This window comes from Microbacterium sp. (assembly GCF_046295495.1).
Lineage (GTDB): Bacteria > Actinomycetota > Actinomycetes > Actinomycetales > Microbacteriaceae > Microbacterium.
Map to the genome: position 1 here is coordinate 1 of NZ_JBKBNC010000008.1, position 14,132 is coordinate 14,132.

Sequence of the window (14,132 nt, forward strand, 5' to 3'; positions counted from 1 at the left end):
CCGCCGCCGGGGTGGGACCACCCCCACCCGCCGCGCGGGCCCCCCCCGCGGGGCGGGGCCGCGCGCACCGCGACGACCGGCAGCGTGACGGGCGGCACCGCGGCGGGCGGCACCGCGGCGGGCCGGGCGCCGACGATGAGCGGCCTCGCTCCCGTGCGCGGCACCGGGCGTGCGGCATCCGCCCGGCCCCGCGTCGCCCCCGCGAGCGAGCCGACCCTGTTCTGAACGCACGAGACCCCCGTCGCCGCGGCGCCGGGGGTCTCGTGAGGCGGGTCAGGCGGTGACGTCGGACAGCTGGCGTCCCGACAGCTCCTCGAGCAGATCGTCGCCCAACTGGGTCTCCTCGAACGGCGCCTCGATCTCGGCGCGGTCGAGCAGCTCGGTCATGCGGCGACGACGCTGACGCGTGATGAGCGTCACGACCGTGCCGCTGCGCCCGGCGCGACCCGTGCGGCCCGAGCGATGCAGGTACGTCTTGTACTCGTCGGGGGCGTCGGCCTGGATGACCAGATCGATGTCGTCGACGTGGATGCCGCGGGCGGCGACGTCGGTGGCCACGAGCACGTTGACGCGACCCGAGGTGAGCTTCTCGAGGTTGCGCGTGCGCTTCTGCTGATTGAGATCGCCGTGCAGGGCGACAGCGGCGATGCCCGCGTCGTCGAACTGCTCGGCGAGCATCTCGGCGTACGCGCGGGTGCGGGCGAACACGAGCGTCTTACCCGCGCGGTCGACGAGCGAGTCGAGGATCTGCGCCTTGTCGCGGTGCTCGATCACGAGCACGCGGTGCTCGATGGTGCTCGAGTCCTGGTCCTCGCCGGCGACCTCGTAGACGGCCGGCTCGACGAGGAACTCGTCGACCAGGGCCGCGACCTCGCGGTCGAGCGTCGCCGAGAACAACAGCTTCTGGCTGCCCTTCGCGGTCGCGCGCAGGATGCGCTGCACGGGCTCGAGGAAGCCGAGCTCGCACATGTGGTCGGCCTCGTCGAGGACGGCGATGCTGACCTCGGAGAGGTTCAGCTTGCCCTGGTTGAGCAGGTCCTCCATGCGACCGGGGGTGCCGATGATGATGTCGACGCCCTTCTTGAGCGCGCCCACCTGGCGCGCCTGGGGCACACCGCCGTAGATCTGCGTGGTGAACAGGCCGACGCTGCGCGCGATCGGCTGGATCGTCCGGTCGATCTGCAGGGCGAGCTCGCGCGTGGGGGCGAGGATGAGCGCCTTGGGGGCTCGACCGAATTCACGGCGCTGCCCCGCCTGGGCGCGCAGGACGCTCTCGACGAGGGGCGCGCCGAAGGCGATGGTCTTGCCCGAGCCGGTGCGACCACGGGCGAGGACGTCGCGGCCCTCGAGGATGGGCGCGACCGTGGCGGCCTGGATCGGGAACGGGCTCGCCGCACCGAGGCTCGCGAGGGCGCGGACGATGTTGTCGCCCAGACCCAGCTCGGCGAAGCCGGCGCCGGTCACGGTCGCGGCGTCGACGGCCTCGGCCTGCAGGCGCTCGTGCACGATGTCGACGCGCTGCTCGTGCTCGGCCGAGCGCTTCGGGGTGACGTTCCAGTCGCTGCGGTTCGGGGCGTCGGTGCGGCGGGGACGATCGTCGCGCGCGGGACGCTGATCGCGATCGAACGAACGAGCCGGACGCTCGTTGCGGTCGAACGAACGCGCGGGACGATCCTCGCGCGCCGGACGCTGATCGCGATCGAACGAACGAGCCGGACGCTCGTTGCGGTCGAACGAACGCGCGGGACGATCCTCGCGCGCCGGACGCTGGTCACGGTCGAACGAACGAGCCGGACGATCCGTGCGGTCGAACGAACGCGCGGGACGATCATCGCGCGCGGGACGCTGATCGCGATCGAACGAACGAGCCGGACGCTCGCTGCGGTCGAACGAACGCGCGGGTCGGTCGTCGAACGAGCGACGCGGACGCTCGTCGCGATCGAAGGAGCGGGCGGGGCGCTCCGTGCGGTCGAACGAACGGGCCGGACGATCCTCGCGCGCCGGACGCTGGTCACGGTCGAACGAACGAGCCGGACGATCCGTGCGATCGAACGAACGAGCCGGACGCTCCGTGCGATCGAACGAACGCGCGGGGCGGTCGCTGCGATCGAAGGAGCGGGCGGGGCGCTCGCTGCGGTCGAAGGAGCGGGCCGGACGCTCGTCGCGGCCGCGGGGCGCGGCATCCCGCTCGGGGCGGGCGTAGCGCTCGTCGCCGCGGGCCTGGCTGCGGATGCCGTGGGCCTCGTCGCGGCCGACGCGGTCCTGCGCGCTCCAGCGACGCTTGGCGGGGGCGGCGTCGGCCTCGGGAGCACGGTAGCCGCGGTGGCTGGGGCTCTTGCTGCCGGGCTTGTCCGCGGCGGCGCCCTCGGGGCGACGCTTGCGATCCTGGAAAGAGGTCTTCGCGCCGTAACGGGGCTCGAAGTTCTTGGCGGCGCGACCGCCGGCGGGCTTCTTGTTCTTGGGCATGGAGGACTTCCTGGGTTCTGTTCGCGCGAAACAGCGACACCGCTCGTGGCGGTGCGATACCCGGACTGTCGTCGGCCGGGGGCCATTCACTGATGATGGTCGAGGCCGCGATCGCGTCCTGTCCATCGGCCCCTTGGACTCACAAACCCATCCGCGCATCACACGCGGCGTCCAGAGCCGACCGCACCACGTTACAGCCCGCGCCTGGGAACGGCATCCATGCTCCCGCGCCGCAGCGCCCGGGGGCGCCCCGCTCCCGCGCCCCGCCCGACACCGGGCACCCCGCCACCAGAACAGGAGGTCATCCCAGAACAGGACGACCCCGACCCCGGCATCCTGTTCACACCGAATCCCCTGTTCTCACCGACCCACCCACCGTCCGCCCCCACCCGCACACCTGCCTGCTCGCGGTGCCCGAAGATGGACGCATGGCAGACACCGACGCCCACCCCATCACGGTGGCGATCGAGCGGCGCATCGACCCGACGCGCACCGCCGAAGCGACCTCCTGGATGCAGGCCGGCACCGATCTCGCGACCGCGTTCCCGGGGTTCCTCGGCTCGGGATGGGTGCGCGCGGGGGAGGAGAGCGACCTCTGGTACATGCTCTACCGCTTCCGCGACATCACCACGCTCGAGCAGTGGGAGGCCTCGTCACAACGCCGGTGGTGGCTCGACTCCGGCCGCCCCTTCGCGCGCGAGGAGCGCAGCGAGCGCCGGACGGGCATCGAGGGCTGGTTCGACGCGCCGCACGGCTCCGTCATGGAGGCGGCGACGACGGATGCCGGCACGCAGCCGATCCAGCAGCCCGTGCCCGCTGCTCCCCCGCGCTGGAAGCAGGCGGTGACGATCTGGGTCGGCTTCTTCCCGACCAACCTGCTCGCCTCCTGGCTCCTGGGCTTCGTGCCGGGCTTCGCCGAGATCCCCCTCCCCCTTCGCGTGCTCGCCACCACGCTCCTCCTCACCCCCGTCATGACCTACGCGGTGCTCCCGTGGGTCACCCGACTGCTCCACCCCTGGCTGCAGCGTCCGTCCCGTCCCCGAAAGGCCCGTCATGACCGCTGATCCCACCGGCCGGCGCTTCCGCCTGCGCGGCCCCCGCTCCTCCGCCGAGATCGCCCAGGTGGGTGCGGCACTGCGGGCGCTGACCGTCGACGGCGTCGATCTCGTTCCGGGCTACCCCGACGACCTTCCCACCCCCGCGGCATCCGGCGTGGTTCTCGTGCCGTGGCCCAACCGCATCCGCGACGGGCGCTACACCTTCGACGGCGACGATCTGCAGCTGGCCATCAGCGAGCCGAAGTTCGGCAACGCCAGCCACGGGCTGCTGCGCTTCGGCGCGTACCAGCCGATCGCGCACACCGACGAGCTCCTCGTGCTCGGCGCCGACGTGGTTCCGCAGACGGGCTACCCCTTCCACCTGCGCACGCGCGTGACCTTCGCCCTGCAGGACGACGGTCTGCACGTCACGCACGAGATCGAGAACGTCGGGGCCCGGACCGCCCCGGTGGCGCTGGGCGTGCACCCGTACCTGCAGATCGGCGGGGTGGCCACCGCGGATCTCGTCCTCCACTCGACCGGCACCACGACGCTCGTGCTCGACGAACGGAACATCCCCGTCGATGAGGTGCCGGTGGACGCATCGACCGACCTGCGGGCGGGAACGCGCCTCGGCGACGCCTCGCTCGACAACGGCTACCGCGGGCTGGACCGGGATGCCGACGGCCGAGCCCGACACACCCTCACCGCTCCCGACGGCCGCCGTCTCGAACTCTGGCAGGACGCCGGTTTCCGGTGGGCGCAGGTGTTCACGACCGACCGGTACCCGGGTCAGCCGCTGGCCGTCGCGATCGAGCCGATGACGGCGCCGGCGAATGCGTTCGCGACGGGAATCGACCTCGAACGGCTCGAACCGGGCGCGACCCTGGCCCGGGAATGGGGCGTGCGCTTCTCGGCATGAGCGGGGGCTTGTCCCCCAAATGGGGGACAAGAATTGGTCATATGACCAGGCAAAAGTTCAGACAAGCCCTTACCTCTGAGGGCGGCGCAAACGATACCATTCGGGGTGACGGGAAACCGTCAAGGCCGGGGGTGGCAAAGGGTCAAGGTTCCCTCCGGTTCATACCCGAATGAGCCGACGGGGGCCGAGGGTCCCGCGATGTGGGGGGATCCTCGTTCCGTCACGAGGAAAGATCCCCCATCATGAGCACCGCGCTCCGCTCCGCCGTCCCCGCCTCCCTCTCGACGACGCGTCTCACCGGCATCGCCCGACACCTGGGCACGCACCTGGGCGCCGGAGTGCGCACGGCATCCTCGCTGCACGTCGGGGCCGCCGCCCTCACGACGCTCGTGGGAGGCCTGCTGCTGGCGATCGCGACCACCAGCGACCCGCTGTGGTGGCAGTTGCACTTCAGCCAGCTCGGCACCTTCGGAGACCTGTCGAGCGCGTTCTTCAACACGACGCTGAAGGTCAGCGGGGCGATCGTGGTCTTCTTCGCGTTCTGCGTGCGACGCGACGTGCGCCGCCTCGGCCGCGGTCCGGTGCGCCGCGGTGCCGCGACGGTCGCCTTCGTCTGCCTCAACGTCGTCGGCGTCAACCTCGCCCTCGTCGGGTGCATCCCCCTCAACACCGACAAAGACCTGCACGACCGCGTCGCCGGTTCGATGGTCTTGGGCTTCCTCGCCCTGCTGATCACCGCGCCGATCATGTTCAACCGCCTGGGCAAGCGCATGGCCATCGGCACCGCGATCGCCACCGTGTGGCTGGTCATCTCGATCGCTCTGTTCGTCACGGCCACGATCAACCTCGCCCTCTTCGAGACCATCGCGTGCGCCGCGATGTTCGCGTGGTCGGGCATGTTCACCCAGGTGCTCGCAGGGGGGTCGCGCGCGACCTCGGCCGCTCCGCGCGCCCAGGCACGCCACCTGGCGACGCGTCGCGTGCGCCGACCGCTCGTCGCGGCCCGCCCCGGTAGCGCCCCGTCGCCCACAGGCCTGCGCAGCGCCGGCTCCGCTTCGTCGCCCGCCGGTCGGCGCCGATCCACCGACCGCGCCACGGCCGGGGGACGCACGATCGCGGGACGCATGATCTCCGGCCGCGCGATCGCCGGCCGCGCGATCCCCGGCCGCACGATCGTCGGCCGCACGACGACGCCCTCGACCTCCGCTCCCCGTCCGAACGCTTCGCTCGACACCCGACCCTCGGCGATCGCCGCACCCGCGGCACCCTCCGGCGGCGCATTGCCGCGCCAGTGCGCGGCCCGCCTGACGCCGGGCACGTCGACCACCCGGACCGCGCCGCTCATCCCGCTGGAGGCCGGCCCCGTCGCGCCTCAGACCGTTCACGCCCCCGCCGCACGCGCACGACGTGCCGCCGCGCGCGTGCGAGCGATCCCCGCGCCGCGCACGCGCCCGGCATCCGCGCCCGTCAGTGCTTCTCGCGCAGTGCCCGCCGGCTCAGCGGGCGCTCGTCGTGCTCCTTCGGCTCGGCCGGCTCGCCACTGCGAGCCGCCCGTCGCTCGCGGCGTCGCTCGCTCGCTCCTTCGATGAGGTTGTAGAGCGTCGGCAGCACGAGCAGCGTCAGGAAGGTCGACGACACCAGTCCGCCGATCACCACGACCGCGAGCGGTTGAGAGATGAATCCGCCGTGACCGGTGATGCCCAGCGCCATCGGTACGAGGGCGAAGATCGCGGCGAGTGCGGTCATGAGGATCGGCCGCAGGCGTCGCGCCCCACCGACGATCGTCGCCTCGTACACGCTCAGGCCTCGGGCGCGGTACTGGTTCACGAGGTCGATGAGCACGATCGCGTTCGTCACCACGATGCCCACCAGCATCAGGGCGCCGATCATGCCGGCCACCCCGAGCGGCACGCCGGTGATGAGCAGCAGCAGGATCGCCCCGGTCGCCGCGAACGGCACCGACACCAGGAGCTCGAGCGGCTGTCGCAGCGACTTGAAGGTCGCGACCATCACGACGTAGACGATGAGGATCGCCGCCAGCAGCGCGAGCCCGAGCTGGGTGAAGGCATCCTGCTGGTCGGTGACGACACCGCCGACCTCCGCCGTGGCGCCCTCGGGCAGCTGCACGTCGGCCAGGGCCGCGGTGACGGCCCCCGACGAGCTGCCGAGGTCGTCGGAGGTGGGCGTGACGGTGATGGATGCCGTGCGCAGACCGCGCGCGGTCGTGATCGAAGGGGGCGTCTGGCTCTGCTCGACGGTGGCGATCTCGTCGAGTCGCACGGCACCGCCCGCGCTCGGGATCTCCAGGGCGCGCAGGTCGTCGATCGTCGCGGGCGGGTTGGCGGTGGCGAGATACACGGTGACCCCGCGTCCGTCGATCTCGACCGTGCCGGCCTGGCGCGGTCGCTGCGCGCCCGACACGAGGGCGCCCACGGCGCGCTCGGACAGCCCGCGCTCGGCTGCGGCGTCGCGGTCCACGCGCACCGAGACGAAGGGCAGCGACGCCGACAGGCTGCTGGTCACCTGTCCGACATCCTCGCGGCCCTCGAGACCGGCGACGACGGCGTCGTTCGCCTGCTGCAACGACTGCCCGTCGGGCGCCGTCACGTCGACCGTGATGTCGGTGGAGCCGAAGCCTCCCCCCGAGCCGGCCACCTCGATCTCACCGGCATCCGTGAGCTTCTCCAGCTCGGCGCGCACGCGCTCGCGCAGCTCCACCTGATCGGTACCGGACTCCGAGGTGATCGAGTACGTGATGCCCGACCCCCCGCCCGCGAAGGCGTCGCGCAGGGCCGAACCGCTCGAGCCGATCGAGGTCTGCACGGTCTGCACCCCCGCGGTGTCGAGCAGCACGGCCTCGACTTTCTGCGCCGCTGCGTCCTCGGCATCCACGCTCGGGGCCGAGCCGATCTTCTGCGTGACGGTGAAGGTGTTCTGGCCGGAGTCGCCGAGGAAGTCCGTCTTGAGGAATCCCGCCGAGAAGAACGTGCCGGCCATGATCAGCGCCGCGAGCCCCAGCGTGACCCACGAGTGCTTCATCGTCCAGCTCAGCACGGGCACGTAGGCCTTCTGCAGGCGCGTCGGCGGGGCATCGGCGGCTTCGGGGTCGATCGCGTTGCCAGCGGCATCGCGCACGACCTTGCCGGGCTTGAGGAACCACGACGCCAGGACCGGCACGATCGTGAGCGAGACCAGCAGCGACGCGGCCATCGCGATGGTCACGGTGAGGGAGAACGGGCGGAAGAGCTCTCCCGTGACGTCTCCCACGAAGGCGATGGGGAGGAACACCGCCACCGAGGTGATCGTGGATGCCGTGATGGCGGCCGCGACCTCGCGCACCGCCCGGATGATCGTGGGGATCTTCTCGGCGTCGCCGACGTAGTGACGCTTGATGTTCTCGATCACGACGATGGAGTCGTCGACCACGCGACCGATCGCGATCGTGAGGGCGCCCAGGGTGAGGATGTTCAGCGAGTAGCCGAAGGCCTGGAGCCCCACGAAGGTGATGAGCACGCTCGTCGGGATCGAGATGGCGGTCACCAGCGTCGAACGCACCGACATCAGGAACACCAGGATCACCACGACGGCGAAGACGAGACCGAGCAGGCCCTCCTGCGCGAGCGCCTCGATGGACTGCTGCACGAACGGCGCCTGGTCGAAGACCACGGTGAAGGTGGCACCCTGACCGAGGGAGGCCTCGAGGTCGGGCAGAGCCGCGAGCACCCCGCGCGAGACGTCGACGGTGTTGGCGGCGGGGAGCTTGGTGACCGCGATCGTGAGAGCGGGCTGTCCGTCGACGCGCGAGAGGGTCGTGACGGGGTCGGGCTGCAGCTCGACGGCGGCGACGTCGCCGATGGTCGTGCGACCGGCCGCGAACTGGGCGGCGTCGGAGGGCACGAGCGGAAGCGCGGTGATCTCGTCGACACTGGTGAGCTTGCTGCCCGTCTGCACGGTGAGGGTCTGGTCGGCCTCGGTCAGCGAGCCACCGGGGAACAGGACGCCGTTCGCGTCGAGGGCGTCGGTGATGGCCTGCTGACTGAAGCCGCGCTCGCCGAGGCGCGTGGCGTCGGGGGTGATGGTCACCCGCTGGCCCGTGCCGCCGACGATCTGCGCACCGTTGACGCCGTCGACGTCTTCCAGCGCGGGGACGACGCTCGTCTGCAGCACCGACTGCGTCGCCTCGGCGTCGGTGTAGCCGGTGACGGCGAGCTGGATGACGGGGAAGTCGTCGATGCTCGCCGAGGCGACAGTGGTGTCGGCCGATTCCGGGAGCTGGTCGTCGATCCGCGCGATCGCGGCGAGGATCTTCTGCTGCGCGCCGGCCAGGTCGGTGCCGTACGTGAACGACGCCGACACGATCGAGGAGTTCGTGGTGCTCGTCGCCGTGGTCGACTCCAGCCCCTCGACCCCGCGGATCGCGCTCTCGATGGGGGTGGACACGTCGGCCTCGACCACCTCCGGCGAGGCGCCCGGGTAGGTCGTGATGACCGCGAGCTGGGGGAACTCGATCGAGGGGATGAGCTCCTGCTTGAGGCTGGTCAACGCGAGCCCGCCGAAGATCGCCGCGACGATCGTGACGAGGGCGATGAGGGCGCGGTTCTTCAGGCTCAGAACGGCCAGGTACGACACGAAGGATCCTCCGGGATCGCCATTCGATACAGGGGTGTATCGAATGGCCAGTATCCCATGCGGGCCGCGCGTCCGGAGCGGGTCAGAACAGGGAGCCGACCGAGAGTCCCAGGGCGGCCGCGAGCACCGAGCCCACGAACGACACCACCCCGTACGACACCGACGCGCGAGTGCGACCCTCCTCCGCGAGCAGCGCGGTCGTCACCGCCACGGCACTGAAGGTCGTGTACCCCCCGAGCAGGCCCGTGCCGATGATCCAGCGCCACGCCTCGTCGGCGGGCAGAGGGCTCAGGATGCCGAGCGCCAGCGCTCCGGTGAGGTTGACGACGAGGATGCCCCAGGGGAACCGCTCCCCGGTCCGCCGGCGGACGGCGACGTCGAGGGCGTAGCGCAGTGCCGCGCCGAGGCCGCCCGCGGCGGCGACGGCGACGAACAGCAGCGGGGTCATCGCGTCCTCCCCCCGCGCCCGAGGAGCACTCCGCCCCACGCGGCCGCGGTCCCCGCCAGCACCGTCGCGACGCCCCACCACAGCGAGGCGAGGTCGGCCGACTCGACGGCGAGCGCACTGTAGGTCGTGAAGCCGCCGAGCACCCCGGTGCCCAGGAACAGCTGCACCCGCTGCGCGCGCGAGGATTCCGGCATCCGCGCGCGCCACCCGAACAAGATGCCGATCGCGAAGGCTCCCCCCACGTTGATCAGCGGGACGAGCGCGGGGCCGAGGTCGTGGCCGAACGCGAGGGTGAGGCCCGCACGCGCCGCCGTGCCGATCGCCCCGCCGACGGCCACCGACGTCAGGTCACGCCATATGCTCACCGCGCCACCCTACGCCGCGAGCGCGTCACTCCCCCAGGATCAGGCGCCTGATCGCGGCATCCTTCGACCCGCCCAGGTCCATCGTGCGGCCCTTGCGGTACAGGGCGAACACCCGCGGGTCGATGTAGCTCGACCGCGCCACGGCGGGAGTGTTGCCGAGCGCCTCGGCGGTGCACCGGACGGCGGCGACCTCGGCCTTCTTCCGCTCGTTCTTGCCCCCGACCGTCCCGGCTTTCGCGAGGGATTCAGCGGCGAGGATGGTGCCCCGCAGCGTGCGGAAGTCCTTCGCGCTGAAGGGTCCGCCCGTGAGCGAGCGCACGTAGACGTTGACGTCTCCGGGGGTGAGGGGAACGCGGCGTCGGCCGCGTCGGTAACTCAGCAGGGGCGCGCGCGAGCGACCGAGGGCGAGCTCCTCGACGATGGATGCCAGCTCCGCATCGCGCAGCGACAGTTCGGCGCGCTTGCCGCTCTTGGCGGGGAACGACAGCCGGATCAGATCGCCCTCGACCACGGCATCCCGCCGTTGCAGCGTGGTGAGACCGCGACTGCCGTTCGTGACGAAGTAGCGGGCGTTGCCCACGCGGGGCGCGACGAGGTCGAGGAAGCGGAACGACACCGCGAGCACGCGCTCGCGGTCGGCCTCGGCGCGCCGCAACGACTGGGTCACCCGGGCCCGCGCACGCGGGAGCGCCTCGGCGAGCTGCAGGGCACGGGCGAACTTGCCCTTGTCCTGACGCTTCGACCAGTCGGCGTGATAGGTGTACTGCCGTCGCCCCGCCTCGTCCGTGCCCACCGCCTGGATGTGCGCGTTGGGTTCGGTCGCGATCCACACCTCCCGCCACGCGGGCGGGATCACGAGCCCCCGCGCGCGCTGCGCCTCCCGCTCGGGAACGGCGGCTCCCGTGTGGTCCACGAAACGGAAGCCCGACCCGCTGCGGACCCGGCGGTATCCGGGGTCCTCATAGGGCCGGACGCGGATGAGCCGCGCCATCGATCAGTGGGTGCGGAGCAGCTCGATCAGCTCCGCCTTCTTCTTGCCGGAGTACCCCGTGATGCCGAGTTCCCTCGCGCGCTTCTTCAGCTCGTCGACGGTGCGATCCTCGTAATTATCGGCGTGACCGCCCTTCTCGCCGACAGCCTCGCGCCCCCGCGCGGCCGCCGCGTTGGAGATGCGCGCGGCCTTCTCCTTCGAGTCGCCCTGCGTGCGCAGCTCCTCGTACATCTCGGGATCCTTGAGGCTCTTGGACCCACGTCCCTGGGGCATGATCGGCTCCTTCCGTCGGGGCCTCCGACGCTAGGACCGCTCACCCGCGAGCGTCCGCGGGTTGACAACGGGCGCGGCTACCAGCCCGTTTCCGGCACCGTCAACCCCGCGCGGCGGCCGCGCCCCGGGTGGCACGGTGGATGACGTTCACTCGTCCCCGCCGTCCGTGCGACGAAGGCGGGCGGGTGACATTCTCGCCAGGTCCCGCGTCTGCACGCGGGGAAGTAAGGAGCCCCCCATGAACATCTTCCTGATCATCATCATCATCGCCGCGATCGTCATCGCGATCTTCAGCGGTCTCGGCCAGGCCGCGAACTTCCTGCTGTGGATCGCCATCATCGTCGGCCTCATCGCCCTCATCGTGCTGCTGTTCCGCCTCATCAGCGGACGCAAGCCCGTCTGACCCCCTCGAGGAGCGGCGCGTTTCGGGTGCGCGCCGGCCTCGACCCCCCGGCGGGTCTCCCCGCCCCGGATGCCGCGTCCTCGTCGAGGGCGCGGCATCCGTGTTTCCGCGCCACCCGTCCCTCGACGGGCTCGGAGACTGAGAGCCTCCCGGCCTCCCCCGCCGAGGGGCGAGCCCGATGGGTTGACGAACTCGCGATATATCGCAATACTGCATGCAACGCGATATATCGCGAGTGAGGAGCCCCAGCCATGGAGAAATGGATCGTCCACCCCGGCGAGACGCGTGTCATCGACATCGCCTCGCTGCGCGAACTGAAGATCGGCCTCGTCGGAGGACAGGTCGACGTCATCGCCCACGATGAGCCCGACGCCCGCATCGAGGTGCACGGCGTCACGGTGAAAGACCTCCGGATCGAGATGGTCGACGGCCGCCTCGAGATCGACCACCCGCAGCTGCGGTGGGACAACTTCCTCGAGGTGTTCCGCAACTTCGGCGCCGGCGGCCCCAAAGCGGAGGTGAGCGTCGCGGTGCCGCGCACCGTCGCCCTGACCCTCGGCATCGTGAGCGCGAGCGCGCTCGTGTCGGGGCTGCGCACCGACGCCAAGCTCAACACCGTCTCGGGCGACATCATGGTCGACGGGCTCGTCGGCGACGTGAACCTGAACGCGGTCTCGGGCGACGTGCAGGTACGCGAACTCGAAGGAGCCCTGAGCGCCAACAGCGTCTCGGGCGACGTCGCGGCCACCGGCCGCATCACCAAGGCCTCGATCGACACGGTCTCGGGCGCCATGCTCGTGGACTCCACCGGGCCGACGCAGTCGATCACGCTCAACTCGGTCAGCGGCACGGCCACGATCCGGCTCGACCGGTCCCTGCCCGCCACCTACGTCTCCCGCTCGGTGAGCGGGCGCGTGCAGATCGACGGCCAGGTGCGCTCGGGCTCCGGCCCCACCACCTTCACCGGTTCGACCGGCACCCTCGCGGGATCCTTCGTCGACGTGCGCGCCAACACCGTCTCGGGGGAGATCACCGTGCTGCGTCGTGGCATCTCGGGGCTGCGCCCCGAGGAACTCGCCGGAGAGGAGGAATGGTGATGAGCCCCGTCTTCTCGCACGGCGACCTGCGCCTGTACATCCTGAGCCTCCTCGACGAGGCTCCCCGCCACGGCTACGACCTCATGCAGGCGTTGTCGGAGCGTACCGGGGGCACCTACTCCCCCTCGGCCGGGACGATCTACCCGCGCCTGGCCAAGCTCGAAGAAGAAGGGCTGGTCACCAAGACCGTCGACGGCCGCAAGACCGTCTACGAGATCACGGATGCCGGTCGCGCCGAGGTCGCGGATCGCTCTGGTGACCTCGAAGGCATCCAGGCGGGCCTCGCCGACAGCGTCCGGCTCATCGCCGACGAGGTTCGCGGCAGCGTACGCGATGCGATGCGGAGCCTGCGGGCCGACCTCGCCGCCGCCTCCCGCGGGGAGCGGGAGCAGGCGCAGGCGGCTCCGGTCGACGATCCGCGCTCGCGCAGCCGCGAGCAGCTCTCGCGCGCCGACGCGGCGATCACCGAGTTCCGCGGTCGCGTGAGATCCGAACTGCGCTCGCACGTGGCCCGCGGCGGTGAGCTCGCGGCATCCGGTGTCGACGAGATCGAGCGCGCACTGCGCGAGGCGTCCGACGCCGTCGCCCGGGCCATGCGCGGTTAGGGCGTCACTCCCACGGCAGCTCGTCATCCGCGCCGGCCGGCTCCCCCACGGGGACCACGAGCACCGGTCGGCGCTGGCGGTGGGTGAGGCGGGCGGCGACCGACCCGGTCAGGAACTCGCGCAGCGACTCGCCCAGTCCCCGCTTGCGGGTGCCCACCACGAGCAGCGAGGCGTCGAGCTCGTCGGCGAGGTGGATCATTGCCAGCGCCGGGTCGCCGATCTCCTGGCGCACGGTCCACGAGACGGCGTCGCCGGCGAGCGTCTCCGACGCCATCCGGCGCACCTCGTCGAGGGCGGCTTTCGACGCCGCCCCCGCGACGTCGACGGTCGAGGAGTGCACGTACCCGTCGGGGTCTTCGAACGCCACGAAGCGCGTGGTGTCGACGTGGGCGACCACCAGCGGCGCGTGCGCCAGGGCGGCGTAGCGGGCGGCCTCGCGGATGACGCGCGGGGACTGCCCCGGGACCACGCCCGCGATGACCGCGCCCGCCGTCGCACTCGGGTCGGATCGATCAGTCATGCTGCTCCTCTCGCGGCCGGCGTCGGGCGGCCCTCTGTGGCTCGACGGCTCGGCCCGAATCCACCGTGATATCCTGGCTGCTACTCTTACCGGCTCGGTCCGGAACCGCAATACGCAGGGCCCACAGCGCGGCCCTCGACGTCGATCGTGAGGGGGTCTCGCATGGGGCGTGGCCGTCAGAAGGCGAAGAACACCAAGATCGCCCGTGAGCTGAAGTACGACACCTACTCGGTGAACTACTCGGCTCTCGAGCGCGAACTGGGCGCACCCGAACCGGGTGAAGACGCGTACGTCGACAAGTGGGCCGACCAGTACAGCGACGAGTACGAAGACGAGAAGGCCTGACGCCTTTCGCCTCCCCGCGAGCGTGGGCGCC

Annotated in this window: 13 protein-coding genes and 2 pseudogenes; 8 read left to right on the forward strand and 7 right to left on the reverse strand. The window is 71.4% G+C overall.

All coding sequences use genetic code 11. The annotated features are described in order from the left end of the window. Positions 1-225 (forward strand): annotated as a pseudogene (locus ACK4LS_RS04880) (hypothetical protein); the annotation flags it as partial. A 48-nt stretch (positions 226-273) separates the two neighbouring features. Here ACK4LS_RS04880 and ACK4LS_RS04885 read toward each other — a convergent pair. Then, positions 274-2,466, reverse strand: coding sequence for a DEAD/DEAH box helicase (locus tag ACK4LS_RS04885; RefSeq protein WP_409714005.1), 2,193 nt, complete (start codon positions 2,464-2,466; stop codon positions 274-276). 428 nt (positions 2,467-2,894) lie between these two features. On the opposite strand from ACK4LS_RS04885, the gene ACK4LS_RS04890 reads away from it, so the two are divergent. From ACK4LS_RS04890 to ACK4LS_RS04900, 3 genes and pseudogenes are all read left to right on the forward strand, one after another. Next, the gene (locus ACK4LS_RS04890; RefSeq protein ID WP_409714008.1) at positions 2,895-3,530 is read left to right on the forward strand and encodes an antibiotic biosynthesis monooxygenase; all 636 of its coding nucleotides are present in this window, start codon (positions 2,895-2,897) and stop codon (positions 3,528-3,530) included. Then, positions 3,520-4,425 (forward strand): aldose 1-epimerase family protein, encoded by a 906-nt coding sequence (locus ACK4LS_RS04895; RefSeq protein ID WP_409714011.1) that lies wholly within the window; start codon positions 3,520-3,522, stop codon positions 4,423-4,425. Before ACK4LS_RS04890 ends, ACK4LS_RS04895 begins: the two co-directional genes overlap by 11 nt. Before the next feature lie 242 nt (positions 4,426-4,667). Then, positions 4,668-5,315, forward strand: a pseudogene (locus tag ACK4LS_RS04900) (DUF998 domain-containing protein); the annotation flags it as partial. A gap of 577 nt (positions 5,316-5,892) precedes the next feature. Here the strand turns inward: ACK4LS_RS04900 and ACK4LS_RS04905 are convergent. The 5 genes from ACK4LS_RS04905 to ACK4LS_RS04925 form a co-directional block, all read right to left on the reverse strand. Then, the gene (locus ACK4LS_RS04905) at positions 5,893-9,054 is read right to left on the reverse strand and encodes an efflux RND transporter permease subunit (protein ID WP_409714013.1); all 3,162 of its coding nucleotides are present in this window, start codon (positions 9,052-9,054) and stop codon (positions 5,893-5,895) included. 82 nt (positions 9,055-9,136) lie between these two features. After that, entirely contained in the window at positions 9,137-9,502 is a 366-nt protein-coding gene (gene crcB, locus ACK4LS_RS04910; RefSeq protein WP_409714016.1) for a fluoride efflux transporter CrcB, read from the reverse strand. Continuing rightward, positions 9,499-9,867, reverse strand: coding sequence for a fluoride efflux transporter FluC (locus ACK4LS_RS04915; RefSeq protein WP_409714019.1), 369 nt, complete (start codon positions 9,865-9,867; stop codon positions 9,499-9,501). Before ACK4LS_RS04915 ends, crcB begins: the two co-directional genes overlap by 4 nt. Positions 9,868-9,892: 25 nt before the next feature. After that, positions 9,893-10,858 carry a DNA topoisomerase IB gene (locus ACK4LS_RS04920; protein WP_409714022.1) on the reverse strand — a complete coding sequence of 322 codons (966 nt, stop codon included), beginning with the start codon at positions 10,856-10,858 and terminating at the stop codon, positions 9,893-9,895. A gap of 3 nt (positions 10,859-10,861) precedes the next feature. Beyond that, entirely contained in the window at positions 10,862-11,131 is a 270-nt protein-coding gene (locus ACK4LS_RS04925) for a Rho termination factor N-terminal domain-containing protein (RefSeq protein ID WP_409714025.1), read from the reverse strand. 238 nt (positions 11,132-11,369) lie between these two features. Here ACK4LS_RS04925 and ACK4LS_RS04930 point away from each other — a divergent pair, with 238 nt between their 5' ends. The 3 genes from ACK4LS_RS04930 to ACK4LS_RS04940 all read left to right on the forward strand — a co-directional run bounded on the left by ACK4LS_RS04930 (position 11,370) and on the right by ACK4LS_RS04940 (position 13,236). After that, positions 11,370-11,534, forward strand: a complete 165-nt coding sequence (locus ACK4LS_RS04930) for a hypothetical protein (protein ID WP_176776556.1) — start codon at positions 11,370-11,372, stop codon at positions 11,532-11,534. 251 nt (positions 11,535-11,785) lie between these two features. Beyond that, on the forward strand, positions 11,786-12,631 hold the full coding sequence (locus ACK4LS_RS04935; protein ID WP_409714029.1) for a DUF4097 family beta strand repeat-containing protein: 846 nt from the start codon (positions 11,786-11,788) through the stop codon (positions 12,629-12,631). Beyond that, positions 12,631-13,236 carry a PadR family transcriptional regulator gene (locus tag ACK4LS_RS04940; protein ID WP_409714032.1) on the forward strand — a complete coding sequence of 202 codons (606 nt, stop codon included), beginning with the start codon at positions 12,631-12,633 and terminating at the stop codon, positions 13,234-13,236. Before ACK4LS_RS04935 ends, ACK4LS_RS04940 begins: the two co-directional genes overlap by 1 nt. 4 nt (positions 13,237-13,240) lie before the next feature. Here ACK4LS_RS04940 and ACK4LS_RS04945 read toward each other — a convergent pair whose 3' ends face one another. Continuing rightward, a complete protein-coding gene (locus ACK4LS_RS04945; protein WP_409714035.1) occupies positions 13,241-13,756 on the reverse strand; it encodes a universal stress protein in 516 nt (171 codons plus the stop codon). Between the two features lie 162 nt (positions 13,757-13,918). Between ACK4LS_RS04945 and ACK4LS_RS04950 the strand changes: the two genes are divergently transcribed. Further along, positions 13,919-14,101: a DUF3073 domain-containing protein gene (locus ACK4LS_RS04950; RefSeq protein WP_409714038.1), complete on the forward strand. Its 183-nt coding sequence runs from the start codon at positions 13,919-13,921 to the stop codon at positions 14,099-14,101. The last annotated feature ends 31 nt before the right edge of the window (positions 14,102-14,132 follow it).

Bases quoted from the DNA above. Each gene is read 5' to 3' on its own strand.
- ACK4LS_RS04930 (WP_176776556.1), top strand. From the start codon at position 11,370: ATGAACATCTTCCTGATCATCATCATCATCGCCGCGATCGTCATCGCG.
- ACK4LS_RS04895 (WP_409714011.1), top strand. From the start codon at position 3,520: ATGACCGCTGATCCCACCGGCCGGCGCTTCCGCCTGCGCGGCCCCCGC.
- ACK4LS_RS04945 (WP_409714035.1), bottom strand. From the start codon at position 13,756: ATGACTGATCGATCCGACCCGAGTGCGACGGCGGGCGCGGTCATCGCG.
- ACK4LS_RS04890 (WP_409714008.1), top strand. From the start codon at position 2,895: ATGGCAGACACCGACGCCCACCCCATCACGGTGGCGATCGAGCGGCGC.
- ACK4LS_RS04885 (WP_409714005.1), bottom strand. From the start codon at position 2,466: ATGCCCAAGAACAAGAAGCCCGCCGGCGGTCGCGCCGCCAAGAACTTC.
- ACK4LS_RS04925 (WP_409714025.1), bottom strand. From the start codon at position 11,131: ATGCCCCAGGGACGTGGGTCCAAGAGCCTCAAGGATCCCGAGATGTAC.
- ACK4LS_RS04920 (WP_409714022.1), bottom strand. From the start codon at position 10,858: ATGGCGCGGCTCATCCGCGTCCGGCCCTATGAGGACCCCGGATACCGC.
- ACK4LS_RS04935 (WP_409714029.1), top strand. From the start codon at position 11,786: ATGGAGAAATGGATCGTCCACCCCGGCGAGACGCGTGTCATCGACATC.
- crcB (WP_409714016.1), bottom strand. From the start codon at position 9,502: ATGACCCCGCTGCTGTTCGTCGCCGTCGCCGCCGCGGGCGGCCTCGGC.
- ACK4LS_RS04950 (WP_409714038.1), top strand. From the start codon at position 13,919: ATGGGGCGTGGCCGTCAGAAGGCGAAGAACACCAAGATCGCCCGTGAG.
- ACK4LS_RS04940 (WP_409714032.1), top strand. From the start codon at position 12,631: ATGAGCCCCGTCTTCTCGCACGGCGACCTGCGCCTGTACATCCTGAGC.